Source organism: Brevibacillus centrosporus, from assembly GCF_003710815.1.
In the GTDB taxonomy this organism is placed as follows: domain Bacteria; phylum Bacillota; class Bacilli; order Brevibacillales; family Brevibacillaceae; genus Brevibacillus; species Brevibacillus centrosporus.
In genome coordinates, this window is sequence record NZ_RHHP01000042.1 from 1 (window position 1) to 26,918 (window position 26,918).

Below are 26,918 nucleotides of genomic sequence, written 5' to 3' on the forward strand. Positions count from 1 at the left end.
ACTTAAAGGGGAGCATATCAAAAGGAACGGGCGTTCTTTGTTCATGTAATCCACTACTGTTCTGACGAAACCGGTGCGATCCCAAAGTACTCTTCCATGGTCGTTTGTTTCTCTTCGATTGCTTGGGCAACTTCATTTCCAACATAACGCAAATGCCAAGGCTCGTAAATATACCCCGTGATGGCGTCCTTGCCCTCTGGGTAACGGATAATAAAGCCGTATTCATGCGCATGATCTGCAAGCCATTTCGCTTCTTTGGTTCCAGCAAAGCAACTGGTCGCTGCGCATTTTCCGTCCGCGCCTGACACGTCGATCGCAAGTCCGGTCTCATGTTCACTCGTTCCAGGGACTGCGCTGTATGTACGCGCCTTCTCCAGTCCATCCTGCTGCACGTAGCGATTAAACAATGCCTTCTGATAGGCATGTGGACGGTAGGCAGATACACCGGCGAGGGCTACTCCATCCGCTTTCGCAGCCGCAAACAGCTTTTCCAGCGCTTCTGCCGCTTCCTTGCGCATTTGGCGCTTTTCACTCTTGGCGGGGAGCAGATATGGCACATTCGGGAAAACGAGATCCGTCGGCTGATAATTATCCGGCAGCTGCCGCTGTTTGTTGACGAGAACGGTTACACTCTGCGGCTCCGCTACTACCTCGAGATCGAGGTCTGGAATCTGCACCGAATCAGAAGGCTTGCCGGATGGCTTCTGCTCTTCCGGTATAGTGGAAGCAGCTGGCTTTTGCGGTTCCGCAGATGATTTCGGTGGTGTCTTCACCGGCGCTTGACCTTCTGTAGGCTTCGGTGCCGTTTCAGTGGAATTGCTCGGCTGTGACTTTTGTCCCGGTTCGTTTTTTTCAGTCGAAGCAGGGGCATCGGATTGAGTAGGTGCCTCCGATTGTGGAGGAGCAGCAGCACTACTGCAGCCTGTCACGAGTAGGAGCGCGGTTGAAATCAGGAGAAAGTGACTTTTCACAGGATTCCTTACTTTTTTCATCTTGTCGTTCCTTTCAATCCCGGCGATTTCACGCAAGTCCGGTCTGGGTGTTCGTACCTGTTACCTTTATCGTACGTAATCATTATGACATACATCCACCCGTTTTCGTTACAGGTTTCCGTAGATTTATGGTCACAAAAAACCTTCGCTCCATCCAGGGATTACTGGCGAAGCGAAGGCTGTTTTGTTGACATGTTTCCCGCTATTTCTCTTCCTTTTTGGCGAACCAAGTAGCGAGGACAGAACCGGAAATATTATGCCACACGCTAAAGATGGCACTTGGCACTGCAGCAAGCGGATTGAAGTGGGCTGCTGCCAAAGCTGCTCCCAAACCAGAGTTTTGCATTCCGGTTTCCAAAGTAATGGCTTTTCTTTTAGCGAGGTTTAATCCAAACAATTTGGCAAAGCCATATCCCAGCAGGTACCCAAGAACATTGTGCAAAATGACGACTGCAAAAATGATAAGTCCCGTTTCCACGATTTTTCCTTTATTAATAGCTACCACGATCGCTACGATCAGGACGATGGCGATCGTCGATATCAAAGGCAGCGCTTTTGCACTCGCAGCAGCTTGCTTTTGAAACAGCGCTTTGACGATTACACCCAGAACAATCGGCACGATCACGACTGTCACGATGTCCATAAACAGGGACTGGGTGTTAATATTCATCCATTGACCTGCAAGCAAGGAAATGAGAGCGGGCGTTGCCAGCGGTGCGATCAGGGTCGATACAGCAGCGATGGATACACCCAAAGCCACATCTCCTTTGGACAAATACGTCATGACGTTTGAGGCAGTACCACTTGGACAGCAGCCAACCAGGATAACGCCAACGGCAATGTCAGGCGGAAGCTGCAGAACAATGGCTAGGATGAAAGCGAGCGACGGCATGATCAAATAGTGGCCAATCACACCAATCAACACATCCACCGGGCGACGAAACACTTCCCGGAAGTCTTCCGAGGACAAGGTCAGTCCCATCCCGAACATAATGACACCGAGCAGGAAGGAGATGTACCCTTTTCCTCCCACAAATGCTTCTGGGGCAAAAAATCCGAAGATCGCAAACAAGATTACCCAGATCGAAAAAGTGCCTCCTACAAATTTACTGATTTTTTCAACGGTATTCACTGCATCTCTCTCCACTCTTTTTTTATCTCTATTGTATTTTTTTCATTATACTTTACGACTTTTCATTATTCTATACACTCTCACAATTCAATCTATACTTATTACCTATATAACTATAGTTTTCATATCAGAGCGTGCGTTCGGAAAAAGACCGCCATCCTCCCACTTTGGGAAGCTGACGGTCTTTCGATCATTTTTCAAACAAACGCTTGTACTCGCCAAAGCCTTCCTCTTCCAAACGATCTTTTGGAATAAATCGAAGCGCAGCCGAGTTGATGCAATACCGAAGTCCATTCTCACCTGGACCATCCTCAAATACGTGCCCCAAATGGGAATCCGCATCTTTACTCCGTACCTCTGTACGAATCATGTTATGCGTCAGGTCCATATGCTCGGTGACTACTTCTTGATCGATCGGCTGTGTAAAGGATGGCCAACCGCAATTGGAATCAAACTTGTCCAGCGAGCTAAATAGTGGCACGTTCGAAACGATATCCACGTAAATCCCCTCTTCTTTGTGATTCCAAAATTCGTTGGTAAAGGGGCGTTCCGTTCCACTATTCTGTGTCACTTCATACTGCAAGGGTGTCAGTCGTTGCTTAAGCTCTGCTAGCTTTTCGCGATCACGCCAAGCTTCCTTCGTAAATTTCGCACGTCCGGAACCTTCCCGATAGTACTGGTAGCGTACCGGATTTTTTTGATAGTAATCCTGATGGTACTCTTCAGCAGGATAGAACGTCATGGCTGGCAGGATCAATACGGCGATCGGCTTTTGGAAACGTCCGCTCTCGTCCAGCTCCTTCTTCGATTCCTCAGCTAGACGCCTCTGTTCTTCATCGTGATAAAAAATGGCTGGCGCATACGACTGTCCTCGATCCCCGAACTGTCCGCCTGCATCAGTCGGGTCGATTTGCCGCCAAAATAGCTGCAGCAAATCTTCATAAGAAAATTTTGCCGGATCATATGTAATCTGGACCGCTTCATAGTGACCCGTCGTACCGGAACAAACCTGCTCGTACGTCGGATTCTCCACTGTCCCGCCTGTATAGCCAGAGATCACTTTCTGAATGCCTGGCATTTTATCAAACGGGCTGACCATGCACCAAAAGCATCCACCCGCAAAGGTAGCCAGCTTGTAAGCATTTGTGTCGCTACTCATGCCCTTCGCCTCCTATCGTTTTCCCTTACATGCTTTCATCCCTTCGATTGTACCTGTTTTTGAAAAAGAAAGTCCACCTTGCAACTGTTATACTTACATGCATCCTGTGAAAGGCAAAGACCCCGCCAGCTAGCGAGGTCTCTGTTTTCAATTGTCTAGCCCCATATTTCCGTTTATCCTTGCGCTGTTGCAGACTCGATAGGACTTGGAAAGGACGATGCGTCGCCCCCAAAAACGATGGAAAGAAACGCTTTGCCGGTCAACAGTATGGCTCGCTCATCTGCATCAAACATGGGATGGTGATGTGGATACGTTGCCCCGATCTCCGGATTACGTCCACCTACAAAGAAGAAGGTACCCGGGACTTTCTGCAGGTAACAGGTAAAATCCTCACTCGCCATGCTTGGATCCAGGTTTTTTACGTTTTCCTCGCCTATCAGATGTTGAAATAGCCTGCGAACGACTTGTGTCTGCTCGGGATGATTCCAAACAGCGTCATAGCCAGAACGATAGCGAACCGTCCCGACAGCACCCGCCGCCTCGCAGGTAGCTTCCGTGATCTGGCGAATCTGCTGCTCCACGAAGCCTCTGACCTCTTGATTGAAGGTACGGACATTCCCGTTGATGTGGCAGGTGTCGGGAATGACATTCGCTGCAAGCCCGCTGTGGATTGATCCGACTGACAGAACGACTGGTTCAATCGGATCTACACGCCTGCTCACGATCTGCTGCAAATTCACCACCAGCTGACACCCTACCACGAGGGGATCGATCGTCAAATGCGGCTGACCTCCATGACCGCCTTTTCCTGAGATGTCAATCTCAAAGCCATCGCCAGCAGCCATCGTATAGCCGTCTGTCACACCAATCGTTCCATACGGCTCTGTAGACCACACATGTGCACCGTAAACTTCATCTACCCCGTCGAGGCAGCCATCCTCAATCATGGCTTTTGCGCCACCGGGAGGCATCTCCTCTGCAAATTGATGGAGAAATACGACGTTTCCGGGCACCTGCTCTCGCACCTCGCTCAGTACGTGTGCGACACCAAGCAAGGCCGATGTGTGTATGTCATGTCCGCAAGCGTGCATGACTCCTGGAACACGAGATTTGTACTCGACCTGTTTCTCGTCCTGAATGGGCAGTGCGTCAAAGTCTGCACGCAGAGCGATCGTCTTTCCTGGCTTGCCGCCACGTAAAAGTCCAACGACTCCTCGGCCACCAACTTCTGTCCTGACCTCCAGCCCAAGTGCTCGTAAATAATCGGCTACTTTTTTCGGGGTATTCACTTCCTGATAGGAAAGCTCCGGATGCATGTGGAGGTCGCGTCGAATATTCACCAATTCGGGGTAAAGCTGTTCCAATCTCGTGAACAAATCAGACAACATCCGCCTACTCCCCCTTCTTTTCCTCTTACGCTTCTACGCTTCTTTCTTCTCCAGTCAGCGCTGCCGCAAATCCCGAGAGCAGCAGGACCATATGGGCAATCCCTTGCTCAAAATCCTGCAGTCGAATGGATTCGTTTGGAGCATGCGCTTTCGATCCTACCCAGCCCACTCCGGTACTCACGACTGGCAGCTTCAACGTTTCTCCAAAGGCGAACATCGGTCCTGTACCCGCTGAATTCGGAGCGAGAACCGGGCCCTTTTCGTAGATGACTTTGGCAGTGTCGAGCACATGAGCGACAAACGGATGATGGAAGTCGGAACGATACGCCTTCTGACCATTAATCATCGTCGCTTTCACATCGTCAAAGCCATTTGCCAGCAAGTGCTTTTGAATGCAAGCGAGAATATGCTGAGGATCCTGCCCTGGTACCAGACGGCAATCCACTTTTGCCTTTGCACTCTTTGGCAGAACCGTTTTGGCCCCTTCGCCTGTATAACCGCTTTCCAATCCGCAAATCGTCATCGTAGGGTGGAAGACCATCGCTTCCCGTGGATCGGTTCCCTTCTCAGCCGTGATAAGAGGTCGTTTGAGACCATACAGCTTGCTCACCGCCTCTTCGTCAAAAGGAAGCTCCGCTACGACCTGCTTCTCTCCATCCGTAGGCTCTTCGATTCCATCAAAGAAACCTTCGACCAAAATCTCGTTCTGCTTGTTTTTCATGGAAGCCAGAGCCTGCACCAAGCGCCATGCCGCATTGTCCACATAGGCTCCTACGGAGGAATGCATGTCAATATCGGCACCGACGCAAGTCAACTCCATGTATGCCATGCCTTTGATCCCTGCTACCATACTGATGCGGTCTTCCTCGTCCTTGGAGCCGAACTCCCAGATGCACGCGTCAGCGGCAAACAGCTCTTGATACTCTTTTAAATACGGCTCCAGATTCGGACTCCCGATCTCCTCTTCGCCCTCAATCATGAACTTGATATTGCAAGGCAATCCGCCAAGCTCACGATTTAAAATCTGAATGGCAGTCAACCGGGCAACCAGGTCGCCTTTATTATCGGCGACCCCCCGTGCAAACAATTTCCCGTCTTCAATGACCGGATCAAATGGCTCTGAGTTCCATTCTGCAAATGGCTCGGGAGGTTGAACATCGTAGTGGTTGTAGAACAGCAAGGTCTTCGAAGCATCGCCTTCGCTTCCCGCCGCAAAAAACGCGTAGATGACGGGGTTTCCACCTAACTCATCGAGGATCTGCACTTCGCCGCCAGCAGACGTGATCATTTTGGCAACGAAGGCAACCGTTTCTGGAATCGCTTTGTGCTGCGCCGATATGGTAGGAAATCGCAAGTACTCCTTAAGTGTTTCGATAGCACCTGGCACGCTTTCCTGAACGATGCTGACCAGCTGTTCTTTTTCCATTATTGAGCGCCTCCCATGGACCATTTTTCAAGGTGATTGTGGAATCCGAAAATTTTCGGTTCCCCAGTGGCAACCTGTTTGGAATAAGCGAAGAAATCACTATCCGAGTACAAGGAAATCAAAGGTACATCTTGATTCCAAATCGCTTGCAGCTCGTTGTAGATCTCTTTGCGTTTGTCTGGATTCGCTTCTGCTTTCCCTTTCAGGAGAAGCTCATCGACTTTTGGATTTTTGTACTTCATGAAGTTAAAGGATCCAATCGAGCTGTACAGGGAAGATACTTCCGGATCGAGCGTAAAGGTAAGACCCATTAACAGAAGTTCGTAGTCCCCAGCCTTTGCTTTTTGCATGATGGTCGGGAAGTCAAACGTAGATACTTTGACTTTCAATCCGATTGCTTTCAGGTTTTGCGTCAAAATGTCTGCGGATTGCTCGCGAACTTTGTTGCCAAGCGGAACGACAAAGTTGAGCTCATGGTTGAAGTCCCAACCAGCTTCTTGCAGCAGCTGCTTCGCTTTTTCTACGTTATAGCTGTATTTCTCCAGGTTTTTGTCAAGGTATGGGCTAACAGAAGTATACGGTCCATCCACGATTTCACCGTATCCTCGCAGTAGCTTGTCTACAATTTGCTGACGGTCAAGCGCATACGTGATCGCTTGGCGTACACGAGGATCGGAAATCTTTTCAGTGTTGAACATCATGGTTTGGAAGCCGTATTGCGCTTCGCTCTTCGTCGTCACGTTCTCAAACTTCTTCACTGTCTCGTAATCTTGCGGTGGAATTTTCCCAATTCCGTTACCAATGTTCATTTGCAGCTCGCCTGTTTGCAGCTGTGCTACGAGGTTTGGCGCAGGCATAATTTTGATGAACATTTTATCAAGCTGTGGGGCTCCCAGATAGTAGTCTGGGTTCTTTTCAAACTCGACGTACTGGTCCTTTTTGTATTGGACAAACTTGAACGGGCCGTTTGTTACCGTTGGCTTTTGCATGAATGGATCTTGCGACAAGGCAGCTGGATCAATCTTCTCAAGCGCGTGCTTCGGCAAGATCATCAGCTTTGTGCCCAACTGTTCTTTGATCATATTCGGATCGACAGGAGCTTTGGTCTTGAACTCAATCGTTTTCTCATCAATGACTTTGACACCAGGCAGTTCGGTTTTCCCATCCTCTAGCTTCCCTGTATCTTTCGTGCCTTCAAACATCGACAGGTAGCTGCCTACAGAAATCTCTACCTTTGGATTCGCAATCAAATTGAACGTGAAGGCTACATCCTCTGCGGTTACCGGTTTGCCATCCGACCATTTGGCATCCTTGTTAATTTTGATGGTAAAGGTTTGGTTGTCGGTTGTTTCAAAAGAATCAGCCAGCTTCGGAACAAACTTCAGCGGCGCTTCCATCTCGAGGAAGGAGTCGAACATGAATTTTTCTACAAACTGAGAGGCTACGTCCGCGCTGTTGATCGGGTTGAAGAGAATGGGCGGATTGACCAAGCCGAGGAACATCGTTTTCCCAGCCGCGCTGGTGGTTGAGCCACCACTGTTTGATGGTGCGGCAGTGCTACCGGTACCACTCGTCGCTGTATTGCCGCCTCCGCAGCCTGCGAGCAGCAAGAGTGAGGCAACTGCTGCAATACTGATGCTTCGATTGATTCGTTTCATTCATAGACCCCCCTATTTTTTTATTTCACCCAACCCTTGTTACTTCAAGCTTTTCGGATCCATCGCATCCCGCAAGCCGTCTCCCATGAAGTTGATAGAGAGAACAGCGAGCAAGATCATCATACCCGGTGGAACCCACAGCCAAGGTTGAGATGACAACACCGTTAACGATTGCGCTTCTGTCAGCATATTGCCCCAGCTCGCTGTCGGCGGCTGTACGCCCATCCCCAAAAAGCTGAGGGAAGCCTCCATGATAATGGCCTGCGCAATCCCAAAGGTCGCATTGACCAGAATGGGAGCCAAGCAGTTCGGCAAAATGTGCTGAAAGACAATTTTCGGTGTGGAGTAGCCAAGTGCAACACCCGCCTTGACGTAGTCCATTTCTTTAATAGAAAGGACACTCCCTCGGACAATCCGACAAATTGCTGGCCATCCGAGTAAACCTAACACGATAATGATGTTATAAAGGTCTGGACCCATGATACTGACGAGAACCAAAATAACCATCAGATAAGGGAATGACATGAAAACGTCTGTAAGGCGCATGATCACCATGTCTACCCATTTCCCAAAGTAACCGGCTATCGCTCCCAAGACGGTTCCGATCACGACGTAAATCGCAACGGCGCCAACCCCTACAGAGAGTGAAACTCGAGACGCATAGATCAGACGACTCAAAAGATCACGTCCCACCTGATCGGTTCCCAGCATATGTTCGCCTGATGGCGCTGCCGCAAATTCCCCAGAAATCTCATATGGATCACTCGGGGAGATCAACGGGGCGAAAACGGCTGACAGAATAATCAAACAAAAAACAATCAAACCAAGCACAGCGAGCTTATGCTTGAGGAAGCGCTTGGTGATCATACGCATGTAGCTTTCCTCTGCCCCAAGTTGGGCTTGAACATTTGACAACGGAATATCCTTTTCCGTGTTTACATTTGCCATCGACATAGCTGTCCCTCCCCTCCAACATTCGTCATCAATCGTACTTAATTCGTGGATCTGCTACTGAGTAGAAGATATCCGCCAACAAGTTGGAAGAAAGTACGGCAATTGCTGCCAGGAAGTTGATCGCCATAAGCGTCGGATAGTCGCGAGAGCCAATTGATTGAATCGTCAGCTGTCCGAGTCCAGGCCATTGGAAGATCTGTTCGGTAACAACCGCACCACCAATCAGGACAGACACGTCTATACCGATTACCGTAATGATCGGAATCAGGGCGTTACGGAATCCGTGCTTGTTAATAACAAAGAATTCCCGCAGCCCCTTGGATCGAGCTGTACGCAAATAATCCTGACCGAGGATGTCCAGCATACTCGAGCGAACGTATCGTACCATCCTTCCCGCAATCCCTGCAGCGAGCACCATCGCCGGCATGATCAGATGCTTGAAGGTATCGCTGAATCCGCCTTCGCTGCCGAGCGTATTCATACCTCCTGTTGGCAGCGAATGCATCTGGACGGCGAAGATGTAAATAAAACCGAGCCCAAGAAAGAAGTGAGGAATGGAGATGCCTAGAAAAGAGACCGATGTCGATAGATAATCCAACCAGGAATACTGCTTCGTCGCGCTCAACACACCAATCGGAATGGCAATGAGATAGGCGACGAACAAAGCGGTTCCCATCAGGAGCAGCGTCGGACCAATCCGGGAAGACACCATGTTGAGTACCGGCTCGTACGTCGAAAAGGAATAACCGAAATCTCCTTGAACCAAATTGCCGAGCCAGCGGACGTATTGAACATAGATCGGATCATTCAGTCCCAACGCTTCTTTTTTCAGTTCAATATCAGCTTGTGTCGTATCCGGGTTTACAAACATTTCAACCGGGTTTCCAGGCGCCAGGTTTACGATGAAAAAGCTAAAGACGGTAACACCAAAGAGAACAGGTATCGCGATTAAAAGTCTTCGTACGATGTATTGAAACAAGGTATCCCCTCTCCTTTCTGTCAGCCTAGTGGAAAATGGCAGGCTACGGTATGCTCGTCACCCTGCAGTGCTGGAGCCTGTGAACGGCAAATGTCTTGTGCCAACGGGCAGCGTGCATGAAAGCTGCAGCCTTTTGGTGGATTTGCCGGACTTGGCACGTCCCCCTCCATGACGATCCGCTCCCTGCTTCGCAGATGCGGATTCGGAATGGGGTACGCATGGAGCAGTGCCTGCGTGTAGGGGTGCCGCGGATTTTTAAAGATATCCTCCGTCTTTGCCAGTTCTACAATTTTGCCAAGGTACATGACGGCGATGCGGTCACTTATGTACTTGACGACACCAAGACCGTGTGCGATGAACAAGTACGTCAGCTGAAATTCCTTCTGCAAATCTTTCAGCAGGTTGAGCACTTGCGCCTGAATGGAAACGTCCAGGGCAGATACCGGTTCATCGCAAACGATCAGCTTCGGCTGCAAAATCAGTGCTCTCGCAATCCCGATCCGCTGTCTTTGGCCACCGGAAAACTCGTGAGGATAGCGGCTTTTGTGAAATTTCGAGAGGCCAACAATTTCCAGAATGTCATCGACCTTTCTCGAAACCTCGCTTTTATCGGTCAGCTTGTGGGCGAGCAGCGGTTCCGCTAACAAATCGCCAATTCGTTTTCTCGGATTCAAGGAAGAGTAAGGGTCCTGGAAAATGATTTGGAGGTCTGTGCGAATTTTTCGCAGTTCCATGGACGACAAGGTACTAAGCTCCTTGCCTTTGAAAATGACTTTCCCCTCCGTTTGGGGATCCAGCTGAACGATTGCTCGTCCTGTGGTCGATTTTCCGCACCCGGATTCGCCCACAAGAGAGATCGTTTCTCCCTCATAAATCGTCAGGTTCAGACCGTCTACGGCTTTTACCTGACCGACTGTGCGAGAAATAATCCCCTTTTTGATAGGAAAATACTTTTTCAGGTTTTGCACTTCCAGTAAAGGGGTTCGTTCGTCGGATTTTATCAGACTCATGCGATCACCTCTGTCCTCGGTTGGATCGGGGCTCTGTGCGGATCATCTTGTTGTAACCAGCAGCGAACCCGGTGGTCGCTCTCAGGCTGAATCGGAAGTAAAGGCGGCTTTTCGTGAGCGCATTTTTCGGTCGCGTACTGACATCTTGTGTGGAAGCGGCAGCCTTTAGGCATGTTGTGGATCGTCGGTACTGTACCTGGAATCGAGAAAAGTCTCTGATCGCTGTCGTGCTCTAAGTGGGGAATGGAATCCATCAAACCTTTTGTGTAGGGGTGCTTGGGGTCATCAAACAAAGTAAACACGTCTGCTTCTTCTACTACTTGTCCGGCGTACATGACAATGACTTTGTCCGCCATTTCCGCGATCACTCCCAAGTCATGGGAAATGATCATGATCGCCGTATTCGATTCGTCTCGGAGCTTTTTCATCAGCTCCAGGATTTGTGCCTGAATCGTCACGTCCAAGGCCGTCGTCGGCTCATCTGCAATCAACAGCTTTGGCTTACAGGAAAGCGCCATCGCGATCATGACCCTCTGCCTCATCCCGCCAGATAGCTTGTGCGGATACTCGTCTATGATCTCCGATGCACGTGGGATCCCGACTTTGGTCAGCATCTCGACCGCGTAGGCTCTCGCCTCTTTTGCTGGCAGCTTCATGTGAAGATTGATCAACTCTAGCATCTGGTTGCCTACTGTAAAGACAGGATTCAGAGAAGTCATAGGCTCCTGGAAAATCATCGAAATCTCGTTCCCTCGAATGCTGCGCATTTCCGCTTCTGTGGCTTTTGTCAGGTCTCTCCCGTTAAAAGTGATAGACCCCTTTTTAATCACGCCGGAATGGCCCAAGAGTCTCATGAGAGATAGGGAGGTCACGCTCTTCCCGCAGCCAGATTCACCTACGATTCCGATCGTTTCTCCTGGCCGAAGCTGAAAGCTCACTTCCTCTACGGAGATGACCTCGCCTTTATCGGTTTGAAACGCAGTCTGGAGCTTATCTACTTCGAGAAAGTTTTTTTCCAAGCCTCACACACCCCCGTCTTAGTGATCGTTATTCGGTATTAGACTGCCGGTTCGGGAACAGGCTTTGTTTCCTTTTCTACGGCGTAATGATAGACCAGTGCGGTCAGTGCTTTCGCTGCGTGTACCATCGCTTGCTCATCAAAATCAAATCTTGGATGATGATGCGGGTAATGAGCGCCTGTGTCTTCATTTCGTGCACCTGTAAAAAAGAACATGCCCGGTCTTTCTCGCAAATAGTAGGAGAAATCTTCACTACCCATGATGGGCGTCATTTCTATGAGCTGATTCTCATCGCTGAATGTTTTGACCGCTTCGAGGAACGCGTCGGTCTCCTCTGCGTGATTGAAAACAGCAGGATAGCCTGATTCGTATTTCAATTGGCAATCGGCATGCAGCCCCTGGCTGATTCCATTCACGATATTGGTCACTTCCCGCTGCATATGCTCTCTGACATTCTCGTCGAACGAGCGAACAGTTCCTTTGAGTACAGCTGAATCTGCGATGACGTTGCCCGCGTTTCCTGCATGGAAGGAGCCTACCGACAAAACAGCGGCCTTTTGTGGGTTAATTTGCCTGCTCACGATATATTGCAGCTGACCCACAAGCTGTGCCCCAATCGCGACGGCATCGACTGTCTCGTGAGGCGAAGCACCATGTCCGCCTTTGCCCTGCACCACGATCTCAAACGCATCTGCTGCAGCCATCGCGTAGCCTTTTGCGTACAAATAGGTGCCGGTGGGTGCTTGGGAAGTGAGATGGGTGCCGAACACGACATCTACTCCATCTAAGCAACCGTCTTCTATCATTCCGATCGCACCGCCGGGATTCAGTTCTTCCGCGTGCTGATGCAAAAGGACCACATTACCTGCCAGCTTGTCACGGTTCTCACTCAACACTTTTGCTACAGCGAGCAAAGTTGCCGTATGTCCATCATGTCCGCATGCGTGCATCACACCAGGTACTTTTGATTTATACGGAACTTCTTTTTCATCTGGGATCGGGAGGGCATCAAAGTCTGCGCGCAAGGCAATTGTCTTTCCAGGCTTCGCTCCACGAATGGTTCCGACAACGCCTCTACCACCGACCTGCGTCTTCACCTCAATCCCATAGCTCTCCAGAATGCCTGCAATCATTTTAGGTGTCTCTACTTCCTGAAAAGATAGTTCAGGGTATTGATGCAGATGTCTTCTCCATTCGACCATTTGCTCATACATCGATTCTATCTGAGTAAACCAATGATTCAGCATTCGGATTCCCCTCTCAATATGTTGGTAAAAATCCATATTTTGAGTATACGAATATTCAGATATAGATTCAATTATATTTTTCAGTTTATTCAGAATAAAAATTTTATTATGAAAACGTTTTCATCTATGATCTTGCAAGTTTGTAATCTCTGTTAACACATCGGAACACTTGGTATTAAATGATTAAAAAAGGAACGCAATACACGTTCCTTTTTTGATTAGAGCAAACAAAGCCTCTACTCCATCACTACTTTTTCCGTCTGGTGCAGGTACGTATCGAACCATTCTCCTGTGTATTGCAAGCGCAAAACCCGCTGTTCCGGATCTCCGCTGCGGGATAGCTCGTGGCTCGCCCCTGGGAAACGAATGAAGCTGACTGGTGCCTTTCCCTGATGCTGCAAGGCGATATACAGCTGCTCTGCCTGTTCGATCGGGCAGCGATGGTCCTGTTCACCATGCATGATCAGGAGAGGCGTTTCCATCTTGGCGACATGACGAATCGGGGAGTGCTGCCAAAGCTTCTCTGGATTGGTAAAAGGATTGCCTTGAATCTCTTCCTCCGTGAAATAGTAGCCGATATCGCTCACCCCGTAAAAGCTGAGCCAGTTGCAAATGCTGCGATCTGTAACCGCCGCTTTGAACAGATTCGTTTGGCCGATGATCCAGTTGGTCATGAATCCCCCGTAGCTGCCGCCTGCAACACCTAGTCGCTCTGTATCGATAAAATCAAACGTCTGGCATGCGAATTTGACTGCACTCATCAAATCGAGGTAGTCGTTTCCACCGTAATCTCCGCAGCACGCTTGGACAAATTGGTCACCGTAGCCCAAGCTCCCCCGTGGATTGGTATACAAGACTGCATAGCCTTTTGCCGCGAGCAGCTGGAACTCGTGGAAGAACGTATTCCCGTACATGGAGTGTGGGCCCCCGTGGATTTGCAGGACCATCGGGTATTTTTCACCAGGCTGAAAGCACACTGGCTTCAACAGCCAGCCGTGAAGCTTCCAGCCATCTTCCCCCTGATACTCCAGCTCGATCGGCTCAGGCAACGCCAGCTCTTCCATCAGATCATGATTGACGTCCGTCAGACGAACTTCCTCACCTGTTGATAGATTCGAAGCATACAAATCTCCGGCCGTACGCGTATCGCTGACAGCCAGTACGACGGTATGGCTCTGTTCATTTAGACTAAATCCGTAAATGTTTCGAGCGCCGCCTACGACTTGGGTAATCTTACCGTCCAATGTCGTATGATATAGACCCGAATTGCCTCGCTCACTCGCGATGAAATACAGGCCTTGACCGTCTTCCGTCCAAACTCCGCCTGGATTTGGATGGCCAGGAGAGCGCACGTCTCCAATCGTGCAATCGCCTACATGAACATCCCAGTTCGCCGTGATGCAAGTCTGTGTTCCCTTTTCCAGATCCGTCACCCAAAGGCTCTTTTGTGTGGCGATCATCCGTGTGGGAGATTCGTTACCGATATACGCCAGCTTCTTGCCATCAACTGACCAGGTAGGGTTTGAAAAGGTTCCTGCACTATTGGTCAGCTTTTTCCATTCTCCACCTGCTACGGGTACAAGATAAACGTCCAGAGCAAGATGCAGATCCGTATTATCCACACGGTTCGCCGTTATCGCCAGCCACTCGCCGTCTGGGGACCATGTCCCTACGGTGTGCTGATACTTCCCTTCTGTCAGTGGTGTGATTTCTCCGGTTTCCACTTCTACCACAGCAATCTGTTTGTTGGTATCATACACAAAGCCAGCGTCATCCGACTTGTACATCATCCGGTTAACCACGATCGCTTTTCTCGGCAATTCCTTCTTCTCGTCGGTTTCCAGGTCAGCAAACGAATCATCCGGCGCAAGTGTCGATGAAAAAGCGATTCGCTTCCCATCGGGGGACCACACCGGATTACCCGCTCCTGTTCTGCATCTCGTCAGCTGCCTTGGCTCTCCCCCGTTCACATCGATCAGCCAGATTTGCGATTTTCCCGAACGTTTGGAAACAAAGCAGATCGTGGATCCATCGGGCGACCAGCGAGGATAGGAGTCACGTACCTCACCCGTTGTGAGCGCTGTAACCGTTTGGTCTTGTAAAGATTGAAGAAACAGATGCGTTTGGTAAGCGCGATTTTCATCCACCATCGACTGCACGTACACGACTTTCCTTCCATCGGGAGAAAGCTGCGGATCACTCGCATACCGAATTCGATAAAAATCTTCCGCCGTAATGCCTCGTTTGTCCTGTACCATCGTCCTTCACTCCTCTTCTGAATGGGAATTCGCCAGGTGATGCAGAAAAAACTCGGATATTTTGTGATTCATGGTGATATGATTTTCCAGTTTCTCAGTCATGTGGCCTTCATCTTCAAAAATGTGAAGATCGACCAGCTGTCCCCTCTCTTTCATGTCCGCTACCAGCTGTTCTGCTTCACTGACAGGGACGCGCGTATCGTTGCGGCCATGAAATACGAGCAAGGGGACGTTTATACGTGCGGAATGATTGAGCGGAGCGATTTCTTCAAAAAACTCGCTGTCTTCTGCGAGCGAACCGTACTCTGCTTCCCGTAATTTGCGTCTCCACTCCCCCGTGTTTTCGAGGAAGGTCCGGAAGTGCGAGATCCCTACAATATCGACGCCAGCTGCCCATAGATCCGGATAATGGGTTAATGCCGCCAGTACCATGAAGCCGCCATAGCTGCGTCCCATGATACCGATTGCATGCCCATTCACTTCTTCTTGGTTGGACAGGTCCTTTGCCAGCCAGGCAAGATCCGCTACAGAGTCCATCCGCTTCCGCTTGTCATCCAGCTGCACATAGGTACGGCCATACCCCATGCTGCCACGCACGTTTGGTGCCACGACGATGAAGCCTTGATTCGCCAGATATTGAAAAACGGGATGGTATTCGGCGCGTATCTGACTCTCCGGCCCACCGTGCACGTGAATGACAACCGGTTTATTCCGTGCCTGTCCTTTGGAATAGAAGAAGTAAGGTACTTCCAAGCCGTCAAAGGAGCGAAAGGTTTTCAGTTCCGGTGTCACGAGCGTCTGCTCAATCACCTCGGACCTGCCAATCGTTGTAATCTGCTCGTATGCTTTTGCTGCAAGCGTATAGGTCCAGATGTCTCCTGGCATCGTAGGGCTTTTCAACGTAAATGTCAGTTGCTCATCCGACAGCCAGGCAAGTGACTGGATCACGCCAAAGGGAGTCCCTTCGACCTTCTCGTATGTACGTTCTGGTACGGAATATAACGATAAGGATGAGATGCCGCCTTCGTTTGTCGTGAATGCAATCTGCTGCTCATCCTTTGACAGGACGATTTCTTCTATGTCCCAGCCGGGAATGTGGACAATGCGCTCTAACTCAGGGCTATCAAAGGTAAATCGATACAAGCCCATCGTATCTTCGGCGCGATCTGTGACAAGATACCCCCCGTTTCCGTCCGCAGTCATTTTCAAAGACTGGAATCGCGCAGGGACACTGCAAATCGGCAATCTCGATGCTTTTTTCGTTTGCACGTCCAAGAGGTACAGTGCGTTGTCGATATTCGTTTCCTGCACGCTAAAGACGATCTGCTTGCCGTCTGGCAGCCAGCCAATCGGGACGCATCGGCCGTCATAGGCAAAGACTTCCTCGATCACGCCGCTTGCCACATCCTGCACAAACAAATCAAAGCAGCGTGGATGACGCCGGTTACTGGACCAAACTATCTTTTCCCCATTTGGAGACCAGCCACCGAAATAATGAAAATGATCAGGAGAGCTCGTGAGTGATGCGACCACTTCTCCCCTGCCGTTCAGCAGGTAAAGCTGCTGGCGTTCATCCCCTTTGCAGTCCATTCCTACAATCGTTTTTGTACCGCAAGGAGAATGGTCATACTCAACGACTCGATCAGGCAGAGAGGTGATTTGCACCGGACCTGACTCTTCCCAGCTCCACAGCTGTGCAGAGCCCGAAATTTTGCTGAGGAACGTCCATTTCTTCTGTCCAGGCACTACTTTCATCTGATAAGCGGACTGCACTTGCAAATAATCCAAGATCATACACTGTCATCCCCCTCTCGTAGTTTCCCTCCAAATCAACCAGTTCCACGAAAATCGAATTTATCCTTCAACTTCTTTTCAATTGTCTGTATTTTTTGCAAATTCCCCCAATGTGCTTCCATCAAGAAAGCGCAAACCCGTACAGGAAGAAAACTTCCTGCGAGCTTGCGCTATTACCTACTTACATGGATTTTGTACGTTCTGCCAACAGCTCTGTCTGTCTCGTCGATGCTTTTCGAGAACGAACGGTCGCGACGATAACCCCGGTCACGATCAAGAGCGATCCCCCTACTTGAATAGCGGTTACTTGGGAGCCAAGCAGAAGAAAACCAACCAGCATGGCTACAAACGGCTGCAAATTGAGGAAAATGGCAGCTTTTCCCGTGCCTACTACCTGGAGCTGCTGATTCCATACCAACCCGCAAATCCCCTGCATAAAAATCGCTGTCAAAATGAGCATGGCCCACGCCCAAAACTCATGGCTGATCACGGATGTCCGATCAAGGGTGAGGAAGGCAGCTGGGGTGAGAAAAATGGTACCTACTGTAGTGGAATACACGGTCGAGATAAACGGATGCATCGTCTCTGTCAGCTTGCGGATGATGATCATGGATGAGGAGAAGGTCACCATCGCAATCAGAATCAGCATGACACCTTTGGAGATCGTAAGTCCTGCACCGATGCCCACTACACAAAACGTTCCCAGAAGAGCCAGAGCAGAGCCAATCTTCATACGATTGGTAAACTGTTCCTTCAAAAACAGGGAGGCCAAAATTGCTGTGACAATGGGTGCCATCGATAAGATCAAGGAAGCCGTTGTTGCATCCGTGGTAAGCAAGCCATTGAAATAGGCAGTCTGATTCGCCAACGTCCCAATCAGACCAAGCAAAACCAATAGTCCCCACTCTCTCGGCTTGATTTTCACGAATTTCTTTGTGATCCACGCATAACAGAGTAAAAACAGTGACGTAAACATCAGTCGAACATCTGCCAAAAACAGGGGAGGAAATTCTTTGACCAGCATGCTGCCGAATACAAAATTGCTCCCCCACAGCGTAACACAAAACAGCAACAGCAAGTATGATCGAATCATGGTCTATCCTTCTTTCGCCCGTTACATTCAACTCTTTGCTACGCTATAGTAACCGAGAGTTGCGCAAAAGTCCATGAGATTTTCAACCATATTTTTCTGGTAAAGATGTTCTGATTTACACAATACTTCACAAGGAAAAAACCAAGTGCGCCAGCCGCTTGTAAGATCCTAGCCGCTTTTGATAATCGGGAACATCCGTGATGATCATGAGTTCATCAGCACGAAATTTTGTGACGAGCTCATCCAAAATGGGCGCCAGCTGTTTCGATGTGCCTATAATCATTTTAGTGGAACGGCCCCCTTCCTTTTTTTTACAGATCATTCTGGATGCCTCTTCCTCGGTTGCCGCGCAATACACACTGACAGCCAAAATAACTTGCGGCTTCTCATGATGACGAGTGGCTTGAAACTGTTCGCGGTAATGCGCAATGGCCTCTTCCCCAGGCTGCTCACTCATAAAGTGGCCAAACACGTAGCCAGACCCGAATTTTGCAGCAAGCTCTGCACTTTTGCGATTGGTGCCGAGCATCCATAGCTGTGCAGGAGCAGGCGGAATAGGCCGTGCGATCACGGGCTGCCCTTCCACTGTAAATTCATTGGCTAAAATAGCGGACAAGTCCCCGACAAGTTCCTCCATCTTCCCCACTTGCGCGAGAAAGCTGCCACTAATGGCCAAGGAGGCATGAGCGGACCCTCCAGGCGCACGTCCTATTCCTAGATCGATCCTTCCCGGGTACAGCGTTGCCAACAGGGCAAAGGCTTCTCCGACTTTATACGGGCGGTAATTGGGGAGCAGTACCGCTCCTGAGCCTATTCGGATACGACTTGTCTTTGCTCCGATGTGCGCGAGCAGCACTTCTGGAGTTGACGAGGCAAATTGTGGCATGTCATGATGCTCAGAGACCCAGTATCGCGAATAGCCCAGTGCTTCTGCGGTTTGCGCGAGCACTACCGATTGCTGCAGGGCAGCATGGGGGGCGACTTCTTGATAGATAGGGGAGAGATCTAGAACACTAGCTTTGATTCCTTTCAGCAAGTCAGTAACACTCCTTTCGATCACGATGAGAAGCAAGTCTACAATATGGGAGAAGAAGGCGGTGTCCTATGAACGATAGAATCACGATCCCCATTTGGGCTATCGGATCATTCCTCGTTTTAATGAATACGACGATGTTCAACGTTTCTTTGCCCAGTATCATTACGGCTTTGCATATCGATGCCGGGCTCGGCTCCTGGATCGTTTCCGGGTACTCCATCGTCTTCGCTCTTTCCACAATCATTTTCAGCAGACTCTCCGACAGTCTCCCGATCCGCAGCCTGCTCACTACTGGCCTTTCCATCCTTGGTGTTTCTTCTATTATCGGTTACATGGCGGACAGTTTTTTCCTGATTCTGCTCGCGCGCCTCCTGCAAGCCTGTGGCGCTGGGGCTGTCCCCGGACTCGGGATGATTTTGGCCAGCCGCTACATACCCGCAGAGCGGAGGGGCAGGGCCATCACGGTTCTGGCATCGGGCAGCATTTTGGCTTTCGGCTTAGGTCCAGTCATAGGTGGCGTCCTCACGCAGGTAATGGGCTTTCATGGACTGTTTTTAATCATCTGCCTGGTCTTCGTTTTGATTCCCGTTCTGTGGAAGCTTCTGCCCAAGGAGACATCTACAGGGCTGCAATTTGATATCGCGGGTGCTCTTTTGACTATCGTTGCTACGGCAAGCTTGTTGATCGCCTTGACTCAGCTGTCTTTGTTCTTTTTGTTGATAGGGATCGCTGCGATTGTCGCGAATATCCGCCACCTGCGCCAAAAAGAAAAGCCTTTCATTCATCCTTCCTTACTCTCGCATGCAGGCTATCGAAAGCTTGTCATCATCGGCTTTTGTGCATTCATCTTGAATATGTCCAACCTGTTTTTGATGCCCTTGGTACTCGCGCAGGTTTTCCATCAAAGCGCTGCAGCCATTGGACTCACGATTTTTCCTGGAGCGATATTGTCCAGTATCGTCATCCCGTTCATTGGACGCTTGATTGACAAGTATGGAAATTTTCGTTTTTTGCTCGGCGCCCATTTTTTTCTTTTTCTTTCCATTCTACTGACTGCGGTACTTCTACCACAATCACCGATTGTCATTTTACTCGCTTATGTACTGTTTGCGCCTTCTCTTTCCACTATTACCTCTACCCTCTCCAATGAGGTTTCACAAATCCTGCCGAAGGAAATGATAGGCGCAGGGATGGGACTCTTGCAGCTGTCGCAATTTCTCGGCGGCTCCTTTGCCGTTGCCCTTTGCGGATTGCTGCTCAGCTGGGAAAAGAATCTTCCTGTACAGCTTGCGTTCCAAAGCCTTTTCTTCTTACTCGCTCTCGTGCTGCTCGGTGCGATCGTGATGGTCATCCGCTACCGAAGCACCCAACAAGCACGTACATTTAGTGCCTAACCAAAAAGAAAAGACAACGGCATGCAGGGCGTGGTAGTAACCCTGCAGTCGTTGTCTTTTTTCGTTGCACCCATGTGTCTACAGCTCTCGCATTGTTGGCGGAAGCTCTCTAAATCCTTTTGTTTTGAATGCAAGCAGAATTACTCCTACAATCATCCAGCTTGTTCCTACCGCAAAAGTTTTCCAGTCAAAGCCCCACCAAACAAATCCGATGACAAGGAATCCGAGCCATGGGAGCAAGCAGTAGTTGATGAAGCCTTTCATGTCTCTCTTTCTTTTCTTCACGAAGAAGTAAGCAAAAACGGATAGATTCAGAACCATAAAGGAAGTCAGCGCACCGAAGTTGACCAGCTGAATGATCGTTTCAATCGGCATGAACATCGCAATGAAAAACGAAGCCGTCCCGACAAAAATGGTAGCATTGAACGGTGTTTTGTATTTCGGGTGAATTTTCCCCAAGAAGCCTGACATCGGGAGCAGCTTGTCGCGGCTCATCGAGTAGATAATGCGGGAGATGGCAGATTGAATCGCCAAAGCGTTTGCAATCCCCACTGCGGCAACGGCAATCAGGATGAATGGGTAGTACAGGAACGCTCCCCCAACTTCACGTGCGATATCGAAGTAAGCCATATCCGGGTCAAGGTTGGTGTAATCGGGATGTGCCAGCGCAGCCAGATAGGTTTGCGACATAAAAATCACACCGATCAGCACAAGGGTGGACACGGTAGCTCGTCCAACCGTTCTGCCGGGATTTTTCACTTCTTCAGACAGGGTAGAAATAACGTCGAAGCCTAGGAAGCCCAGAACCGCGATCGAAGCTGCACTCGCGATAAACCCGAGGTCAATCTTGTCGGCTTGGAACAAAGGTGCCAGGGAGAAGCCTCCTGCTCCGTGGCCGTCAATAAACACGAATTTGATCGCAAGAACCATAAAAGCAAGAAGGATGGCAATCTCAAAAAAGAGAAAAATCTTGTTCGTTGTGGCTGTCAGTGTTATTCCTCGTGCCGTAACAAATGTATTAATGGCCAAAAATACCAAAACGATAAGAGGCGTAGGAATAGCAGGAAAAATGCTGTTTAGCCACAACGCAGAAAATGCGGTCAGCAAAGCAGGAGCCATTAAATAATCGACGGCGATCAGCCAGCCTGTGACAAACCCGACATGGGGGTTCAATCCGCGCTGTACATACGAATAGACAGAACCTGCGATGGGAAACTCCTGGCTCATTTTGCTGTAGCTGAGTGCCGTAAAGACCATCGCGATGACGCCTACCAGATAAACGATGGGAACCATTCCAAATGTTTCATGCGCAATCATTCCATACACTTGAATCGGGGCGATCGGAAGCATCGTGATCAAACCGTAGATGACAAGATCCTTGAAAGTAAGAGCTCGCTTCAGCTCCTGTTTGTATCCAAGGTTCGTGCCGGTCTCGGGTGATTGCACTTCTGCAGCGGCATTTGACATACGCACACCTCATTCTTTGATTTTTTCGAAGCAAAGACCACCGAAGCGGTGGCGTTACTCGAGCGTTAACGCCACGTACTTCAGCTCCATATATTCCTCAAGCCCTTGGTGACCGCCTACTCTGCCGATCCCACTTTCCTTTACACCACCGAATGGCGACTGAGGATTGGCGAGGGATGTTCCGTTAATGGCCAGATTTCCTACCTCCAGACCATCAATCATCCGGAACATCCGGGCAGCGTCTTTTGTAAATACATAGGCAGCCAAACCATAAGGCGTATTGTTGCATCGCGCCAAAACTTCAGCTTCATCGGTAAAGGACAGCACCGGTGCTACCGGACCAAAAATTTCCCGTTTGGTCAGCTCCATGTCAGCTGTCACTTCATCCAGCAAGGTTGGTGCGTAGAAATACCCGTCTTGCAGACCTTCATCCGATACGCGGTTGCCGCCGACGATGAGCTTGGCCCCTTTATCTACTGCATCGCGTACCAGAGTCTCGACCTTATCCCGATAGCTCGGGTCGATCATCGGGCCGACTTGTGTGCCTTCTTCTGTTCCGACACCTACTTTCAAGCTGCGCACCTTTTCTGCAAGCTTTTCCACGAGCTCTGCACGTATCGATTCATGTGCGTAGATCAAATTGATCCCGTTGCAGACCTGCCCGCAGTTCTCAAACTTGTTGCCCATGATGGCATCAACAGCCTTCTCGAGATTGGCATCAGGAAAGACGACGACCGGTGCATTTCCACCCAGCTCCAGCGTAAGACGCTTCACATTGTCAGCCGCTTGGCGCATCAAGATTTTGCCCACCTCTGTTGACCCTGTAAACCCGATTTTGCGCACGCGCGGATCAGCAGACAATGTGGCTCCGATCTCCTCGGCAACACCTGTCACGACATTGGCAACGCCTGCGGGAATACCCGTCGCCATCAGATGATCGAGCAACGCGATCGCGATAAGGGGTGTCTGCTCCGCTGGCTTCAATACAAACGTGCAGCCTGCAGCAAGTGCCGGTGCGACCTTGTTCGCTACGATGGCGCTCGGAAAGTTGGCAGGTGGAATCAGTCCAACCACACCGATAGCCTCTTTAAAGACCATCAGACGTTGTCCTTGTCGGGAAGCTGGAATGATCTCCCCGTAGGCACGCTTTCCTTCTTCCGCATACCAGCGAATATAGACCGTCGTTCCATAAATTTCGCCTCTTGCTTCGTCTAACGGCTTTCCTTGTTCGGTCGACAGCAGCCAAGCCAACCGCTCTTGATCAGCCAGAATCCGTTCCGCCCAATCCAGCAGGTAGCCCGCACGCTGATCTGCTGGAAGCTTCGACCAAGTTGGAAATGCTTTTGCTGCAGCATCAATCGCCTGCTCGGTCAATGCTTTGCCTCCGCGGGGAACACGGGCCATCGGTTTTCCTGTCACTGGATTGATGACATCCATTGATTCTTTCAAAAAGACTTTTTCCCCATGGATCCAGGCATAGTTTAGGTCGTCATGCTGTATCTGGAACATCGTCGGTTCCCTCCTTTTCATTGCGTACGAAAAAGCGCTTTGCCTGCGTTAGATAAACTCGAAGTACTTTTTCCGCTCCCAGTCGGTTACTTCGAGGAAATAGTCGTTCAATTCATTTTGGGCAGCCGTCAGGTAATGATCGACTACGTCAGCTCCCAAAAGCTCACGGGCGATTTTGCTGTTCGAAAGCTTTTGGATGGCTTCTGCCAGATTGGCCGGCAAGCGTTTCACTCCAGGAGCACTGGAAGCATCACCTTTTGTTGGGGCTTCGATGTCGATTTTGTGCTCGATACCGTACAGTCCTGAAGCCAAGCAAGCAGCGAGAACGAGATAATGGTTGGCGTCAGAGCCCGGAATGCGGTTTTCGATGCGGCAGGACTTGCCTTGTCCATCTACGCGGAAAGCGGTCGTGCGATTATCTTCGCCCCATGTCTGTGTATTCGGCGCTCCCCCCGTATTGGCAAGGCGCTTGTACGAATTGATGTACGGCGCATAAAACAGCATGAACTCAGGAGCGAGCGCCATCATGCCGCCGAGAAAGTAACGCCCCGTGTCAGACAGCTTATAGGGATGGTTTGCATCGTAGAACACATTGTTTCCCTGTAAGTCCCACAGGCTAATATGCGTGTGTCCACTGCTGCCTGAAGCTTCAGTATCGTGTTTCGCCATAAATGTCACCATCAGGTTGTTCAATGCTGCGATCTCTTTGATCCCATTTTTGTAAATAGCCGTGCGGTCTGCCATTTCCAGCGCTTCTGCGTACTGCACATTCAGCTCGACTTGGCCGTTCCCCCATTCCCCTTTCAGAGCTTCTACAGGGATACCGGCTTCTTCCAGATAGCGAGCCAGCTGACCTAGGAACCAATCATCCACATTAAGCCGATAGATCGAATAGTCGACTGGATATGAGAAAAGCGGCTGCAAATTCGAGAAGTTCTTTTCCCTAGCAGAGTCTATCGTTTCTTTGAAAATATGAAACTCGATTTCGGATGCCGCATAGGCGCGATAGCCCAGTGCCCCTGCTTTTGCCAACTGCTTTTTCAGGATATTCCGAGGGGCGATCGTGACTTCCGATCCGTCTTTATTGTAAATATCACCGATGACCACCGCATTTTTCGGAATCCAGGGGTATGTGCGCAAAGTGGAAATATCCGGTATGACCTTGATGTCATGCAGCCCCGTATCAAAGTTGCAAAACGTGTAGTTCTCTGCGTATTTCAAGCTGACATCCCAGATGAAATTGATGGCTCAAGTGTGAATTCCGTGTACGGCGTCATCGAGAAAATAGCGCACCGGCACCTTTTTTCCAAACAGCTTCCCTTGCATATCTACACCTGCAACGGTAATCATGTCGATCGTTCCATTTTGGTACTGATCCTTTAATGCTGAAAGATCAAGCTTCCCCATGCTGCTCACTCCTTTTTGTGTGTAATCTGACGATGCTTAGTGAATCGTCCAGCCGCCATCTACCACGAGCGTGCTGCCCGTTACGTAAGAAGCTTCATCCTGAGCAAGGAACAAAACGGCATTCGCTACATCCTGGGGTTGTCCGATACGCCCTACTGGCAGACGCTCCAAAATCCATTCTTTTACTTCCTGGATCGCCAAACCTTTCTCTGTGAACGGAGTCTGAACGACGCCAGGAGCAACCGCATTGCACGTAATCCCATGAGAGGAGAGCTCCAGCGCAATGGCTTTTGTCAGCATGTGCAGTCCACCTTTTGACGAATTGTAATGAGGCTGGCAATGCCCGCTGCTGGAAACAACGCGATGCGCTTCCACGGAAGTAATGTTAATGATGCGTCCGCCTTGCCCCGCTTTGATCATTTCCTTTGCGACTGCTTGCGAGCAGAGGAATGGGGCTTTCAGGTTTACGTCATGCACTTTGTCCCATTCCGCTACGTCCAGCTCAAGGAATGGTGTAAAGGCAACGATTCCCGCATTGTTGACGAGGATATCCACTTTGCCGAATTCTTGAATGGTTTGCGCGACCATGTTGTCCACTTGATCCTTTTGAGTGACATCTACCTTTACTACCATCGCTTTACTGCCTTCAGGGGCTAGGGAAATCGTTTCATTCGCACCTGCTTCGTTCAGGTCGGCGACAACCACTGTAGCACCTTCTTCGAAAAGGCCAAGGGCGATTGCGCGTCCATTCCCCGATCCTGCTCCTATTACGATTGCTACTTTATTTTTCAATTTCATCTGTGCTCACCTTTCCTTCCAATTGTTTGATGAAATGTTTTAGAATTTTTTGATAGTAAACGAGTGACTCAATTTCTACGTACTCGTCAGGTCCGTGATGATTCGCACCTATTGGACCAAACTCGACGGCTGGAATGCCATATTGAGCAAAAAATCGCGTATCGGCCGAACCGTCCTGGCCAAACAAAGCGGTTTTCTTGCCGAAGACATGAGCGGTAGATTGGTAGAGCGATTGCACATAAGGATCAAATTCACTGGTAGTGACAGGTGAGCCGTGCCGGAGCGTTTCCACATGAGCATCTGGAACAGCCTGCCGAATGGATTCGAGAATATCCGCCGGGTTTTGTGTAGGGAGATAACGAATGTCCAAGTAGAGCGAGCAACGATCCGGTACCTGATTCAAGGCTGCACCGCCCTCAATCTTTGCTAGATTAAAAGACGGCACCGGGAAAAAACGACTGCTTTCTTGCATGAAATCAAGGGTCGCAAGCTCGTTGTACTTCTGCATGGCAGCTACAATCGCATTCTTCCCGAGCCATGGTCTGCTTCCGTGAGCAGCAACACCAGAAAACTCGACTCTGACCTGCAGGACACCTTTTGCCTGAACGGCTATATCCAGGTTGGTCGGCTCCCCGCAAATGACAAAATCACCTATGCTCCCTTGTTCAACTAGAAAACAGCTGCCTAATTCCCCGCCTTTTTCCTCATCCGGGACAAGTTGCAGAATTATGCGACAGTTTGGCGGCTGGTGAACAAGATCTGCTGCCAGATTCATCATCGCGGCTACCGATCCGAGCATGTCATAGCTGCCTCTGCCGTATAGCCTTCCACCTTCCACTCGCGGGATGAAATTCTCAGGATGTCCGGGCACTACATCAAGATGGCCATTCAAAACGAGCGTGCTGCCAGCATTCACTTGACCGATCGTTGCCGTAATCATTTTGAGCCCTTGATTCTCCCAGAGACGGACAGGAACACCATGGCGCTGTAGCCAATCCGCACAGAATTCAACGGAGTAGTTGATCCTCTCGGGAGTCGTGTTTTCCATTTGAATCAGGCTGCTAGTCAATCGAACAAGCATATCTTCCATGACGATCACATCCTTCTTTGATCTGTGCTGTTCGCTCTAGTTCTTTATTCCTATTCGATGTAAGCCGCCACTCATTAGATAAGCAAGTCCCATGCCAACATCTTCTGC

Annotated in this window: 22 protein-coding genes; 1 reads left to right on the plus strand and 21 read right to left on the minus strand. The window is 49.8% G+C overall.

The annotated features are described in order from the left end of the window. Positions 1–53 precede the first annotated feature (53 nt). From EDM55_RS26450 to EDM55_RS26520, 15 genes are all read right to left on the minus strand, one after another. A complete protein-coding gene (locus EDM55_RS26450) occupies positions 54–992 on the minus strand; it encodes a M15 family metallopeptidase (RefSeq protein ID WP_092270060.1) in 939 nt (312 codons plus the stop codon). Positions 993–1,194: 202 nt separating this feature from the next. After that, the gene (locus EDM55_RS26455) at positions 1,195–2,124 is read right to left on the minus strand and encodes a bile acid:sodium symporter family protein (protein ID WP_092270063.1); all 930 of its coding nucleotides are present in this window, start codon (positions 2,122–2,124) and stop codon (positions 1,195–1,197) included. Positions 2,125–2,314: 190 nt separating this feature from the next. Then, entirely contained in the window at positions 2,315–3,283 is a 969-nt protein-coding gene (gene msrA / locus EDM55_RS26460) for a peptide-methionine (S)-S-oxide reductase MsrA (RefSeq protein ID WP_092270066.1), read from the minus strand. A 173-nt stretch (positions 3,284–3,456) separates the two neighbouring features. Next, on the minus strand, positions 3,457–4,671 hold the full coding sequence (locus tag EDM55_RS26465) for a M20 metallopeptidase family protein (protein ID WP_092270069.1): 1,215 nt from the start codon (positions 4,669–4,671) through the stop codon (positions 3,457–3,459). Positions 4,672–4,696: 25 nt separating this feature from the next. After that, positions 4,697–6,097, minus strand: coding sequence for a M20/M25/M40 family metallo-hydrolase (locus EDM55_RS26470; RefSeq protein WP_092270072.1), 1,401 nt, complete (start codon positions 6,095–6,097; stop codon positions 4,697–4,699). After that, complete coding sequence (locus EDM55_RS26475) at positions 6,097–7,755, minus strand: ABC transporter substrate-binding protein (RefSeq protein ID WP_092270075.1); 1,659 nt, start codon at positions 7,753–7,755, stop codon at positions 6,097–6,099. Before EDM55_RS26475 ends, EDM55_RS26470 begins: the two co-directional genes overlap by 1 nt. A gap of 39 nt (positions 7,756–7,794) precedes the next feature. Further along, positions 7,795–8,709, minus strand: a complete 915-nt coding sequence (opp4C, locus tag EDM55_RS26480) for an oligopeptide ABC transporter permease (protein ID WP_092270078.1) — start codon at positions 8,707–8,709, stop codon at positions 7,795–7,797. Positions 8,710–8,737: 28 nt separating this feature from the next. Beyond that, positions 8,738–9,688 carry an ABC transporter permease gene (locus EDM55_RS26485; protein ID WP_092270081.1) on the minus strand — a complete coding sequence of 317 codons (951 nt, stop codon included), beginning with the start codon at positions 9,686–9,688 and terminating at the stop codon, positions 8,738–8,740. A gap of 20 nt (positions 9,689–9,708) precedes the next feature. Further along, the gene (locus EDM55_RS26490; RefSeq protein WP_092270085.1) at positions 9,709–10,698 is read right to left on the minus strand and encodes an ABC transporter ATP-binding protein; all 990 of its coding nucleotides are present in this window, start codon (positions 10,696–10,698) and stop codon (positions 9,709–9,711) included. Beyond that, complete coding sequence (locus tag EDM55_RS26495) at positions 10,695–11,717, minus strand: ABC transporter ATP-binding protein (RefSeq protein ID WP_092270088.1); 1,023 nt, start codon at positions 11,715–11,717, stop codon at positions 10,695–10,697. Before EDM55_RS26495 ends, EDM55_RS26490 begins: the two co-directional genes overlap by 4 nt. Before the next feature lie 38 nt (positions 11,718–11,755). Beyond that, positions 11,756–12,964: a M20 family metallopeptidase gene (locus EDM55_RS26500; RefSeq protein ID WP_122961765.1), complete on the minus strand. Its 1,209-nt coding sequence runs from the start codon at positions 12,962–12,964 to the stop codon at positions 11,756–11,758. Positions 12,965–13,200: 236 nt separating this feature from the next. Beyond that, a complete protein-coding gene (locus tag EDM55_RS26505; protein WP_092270095.1) occupies positions 13,201–15,222 on the minus strand; it encodes a S9 family peptidase in 2,022 nt (673 codons plus the stop codon). 6 nt (positions 15,223–15,228) lie between these two features. Next, complete coding sequence (locus EDM55_RS26510) at positions 15,229–17,016, minus strand: S9 family peptidase (protein ID WP_122961766.1); 1,788 nt, start codon at positions 17,014–17,016, stop codon at positions 15,229–15,231. Positions 17,017–17,197: 181 nt separating this feature from the next. Then, the gene (locus EDM55_RS26515; RefSeq protein ID WP_092270101.1) at positions 17,198–18,109 is read right to left on the minus strand and encodes a DMT family transporter; all 912 of its coding nucleotides are present in this window, start codon (positions 18,107–18,109) and stop codon (positions 17,198–17,200) included. A 127-nt stretch (positions 18,110–18,236) separates the two neighbouring features. Further along, positions 18,237–19,145: an MsnO8 family LLM class oxidoreductase gene (locus EDM55_RS26520; protein WP_307723927.1), complete on the minus strand. Its 909-nt coding sequence runs from the start codon at positions 19,143–19,145 to the stop codon at positions 18,237–18,239. Positions 19,146–19,213: 68 nt separating this feature from the next. Here EDM55_RS26520 and EDM55_RS26525 point away from each other — a divergent pair, with 68 nt between their 5' ends. Next, positions 19,214–20,539: an MFS transporter gene (locus EDM55_RS26525; RefSeq protein ID WP_122961767.1), complete on the plus strand. Its 1,326-nt coding sequence runs from the start codon at positions 19,214–19,216 to the stop codon at positions 20,537–20,539. A 78-nt stretch (positions 20,540–20,617) separates the two neighbouring features. On the opposite strand, the gene EDM55_RS26530 is transcribed toward EDM55_RS26525, so the two are convergent. The 6 genes from EDM55_RS26530 to EDM55_RS26550 are packed head-to-tail and all read right to left on the minus strand — an operon-like array spanning position 20,618 to position 26,810. Further along, positions 20,618–22,006 (minus strand): APC family permease, encoded by a 1,389-nt coding sequence (locus EDM55_RS26530; protein ID WP_122961768.1) that lies wholly within the window; start codon positions 22,004–22,006, stop codon positions 20,618–20,620. Positions 22,007–22,060: 54 nt separating this feature from the next. Then, positions 22,061–23,515 carry an NAD-dependent succinate-semialdehyde dehydrogenase gene (locus EDM55_RS26535; protein ID WP_122961769.1) on the minus strand — a complete coding sequence of 485 codons (1,455 nt, stop codon included), beginning with the start codon at positions 23,513–23,515 and terminating at the stop codon, positions 22,061–22,063. Positions 23,516–23,563: 48 nt separating this feature from the next. After that, on the minus strand, positions 23,564–24,736 hold the full coding sequence (locus EDM55_RS26540) for a glutamine synthetase family protein (protein ID WP_170184384.1): 1,173 nt from the start codon (positions 24,734–24,736) through the stop codon (positions 23,564–23,566). A 27-nt stretch (positions 24,737–24,763) separates the two neighbouring features. After that, complete coding sequence (locus tag EDM55_RS30485; RefSeq protein ID WP_170184383.1) at positions 24,764–24,922, minus strand: hypothetical protein; 159 nt, start codon at positions 24,920–24,922, stop codon at positions 24,764–24,766. A 36-nt stretch (positions 24,923–24,958) separates the two neighbouring features. Then, positions 24,959–25,720, minus strand: coding sequence for an SDR family NAD(P)-dependent oxidoreductase (locus tag EDM55_RS26545; RefSeq protein ID WP_122961771.1), 762 nt, complete (start codon positions 25,718–25,720; stop codon positions 24,959–24,961). Beyond that, positions 25,704–26,810, minus strand: coding sequence for a M20 family metallopeptidase (locus tag EDM55_RS26550; protein WP_122961772.1), 1,107 nt, complete (start codon positions 26,808–26,810; stop codon positions 25,704–25,706). The genes EDM55_RS26545 and EDM55_RS26550 overlap by 17 nt, the downstream gene beginning before the upstream one ends. Positions 26,811–26,918 lie beyond the last annotated feature (108 nt).

What these genes read in the sequence shown, in the direction of transcription:
- EDM55_RS26500 (WP_122961765.1), bottom strand. Translation starts at nt 12,964, where the DNA reads ATGCTGAATCATTGGTTTACTCAGATAGAATCGATGTATGAGCAAATG.
- msrA (WP_092270066.1), bottom strand. Translation starts at nt 3,283, where the DNA reads ATGAGTAGCGACACAAATGCTTACAAGCTGGCTACCTTTGCGGGTGGA.
- EDM55_RS26490 (WP_092270085.1), bottom strand. Translation starts at nt 10,698, where the DNA reads ATGAGTCTGATAAAATCCGACGAACGAACCCCTTTACTGGAAGTGCAA.
- EDM55_RS26450 (WP_092270060.1), bottom strand. Translation starts at nt 992, where the DNA reads ATGAAAAAAGTAAGGAATCCTGTGAAAAGTCACTTTCTCCTGATTTCA.
- EDM55_RS26545 (WP_122961771.1), bottom strand. Translation starts at nt 25,720, where the DNA reads ATGAAATTGAAAAATAAAGTAGCAATCGTAATAGGAGCAGGATCGGGG.
- EDM55_RS26535 (WP_122961769.1), bottom strand. Translation starts at nt 23,515, where the DNA reads ATGTTCCAGATACAGCATGACGACCTAAACTATGCCTGGATCCATGGG.
- EDM55_RS26470 (WP_092270072.1), bottom strand. Translation starts at nt 6,097, where the DNA reads ATGGAAAAAGAACAGCTGGTCAGCATCGTTCAGGAAAGCGTGCCAGGT.
- EDM55_RS26475 (WP_092270075.1), bottom strand. Translation starts at nt 7,755, where the DNA reads ATGAAACGAATCAATCGAAGCATCAGTATTGCAGCAGTTGCCTCACTC.
- EDM55_RS26525 (WP_122961767.1), top strand. Translation starts at nt 19,214, where the DNA reads ATGAACGATAGAATCACGATCCCCATTTGGGCTATCGGATCATTCCTC.
- EDM55_RS26550 (WP_122961772.1), bottom strand. Translation starts at nt 26,810, where the DNA reads ATGGAAGATATGCTTGTTCGATTGACTAGCAGCCTGATTCAAATGGAA.
- EDM55_RS30485 (WP_170184383.1), bottom strand. Translation starts at nt 24,922, where the DNA reads ATGGGGAAGCTTGATCTTTCAGCATTAAAGGATCAGTACCAAAATGGA.
- EDM55_RS26510 (WP_122961766.1), bottom strand. Translation starts at nt 17,016, where the DNA reads ATGATCTTGGATTATTTGCAAGTGCAGTCCGCTTATCAGATGAAAGTA.
- opp4C (WP_092270078.1), bottom strand. Translation starts at nt 8,709, where the DNA reads ATGTCGATGGCAAATGTAAACACGGAAAAGGATATTCCGTTGTCAAAT.
- EDM55_RS26505 (WP_092270095.1), bottom strand. Translation starts at nt 15,222, where the DNA reads ATGGTACAGGACAAACGAGGCATTACGGCGGAAGATTTTTATCGAATT.
- EDM55_RS26530 (WP_122961768.1), bottom strand. Translation starts at nt 22,006, where the DNA reads ATGTCAAATGCCGCTGCAGAAGTGCAATCACCCGAGACCGGCACGAAC.
- EDM55_RS26515 (WP_092270101.1), bottom strand. Translation starts at nt 18,109, where the DNA reads ATGATTCGATCATACTTGCTGTTGCTGTTTTGTGTTACGCTGTGGGGG.
- EDM55_RS26465 (WP_092270069.1), bottom strand. Translation starts at nt 4,671, where the DNA reads ATGTTGTCTGATTTGTTCACGAGATTGGAACAGCTTTACCCCGAATTG.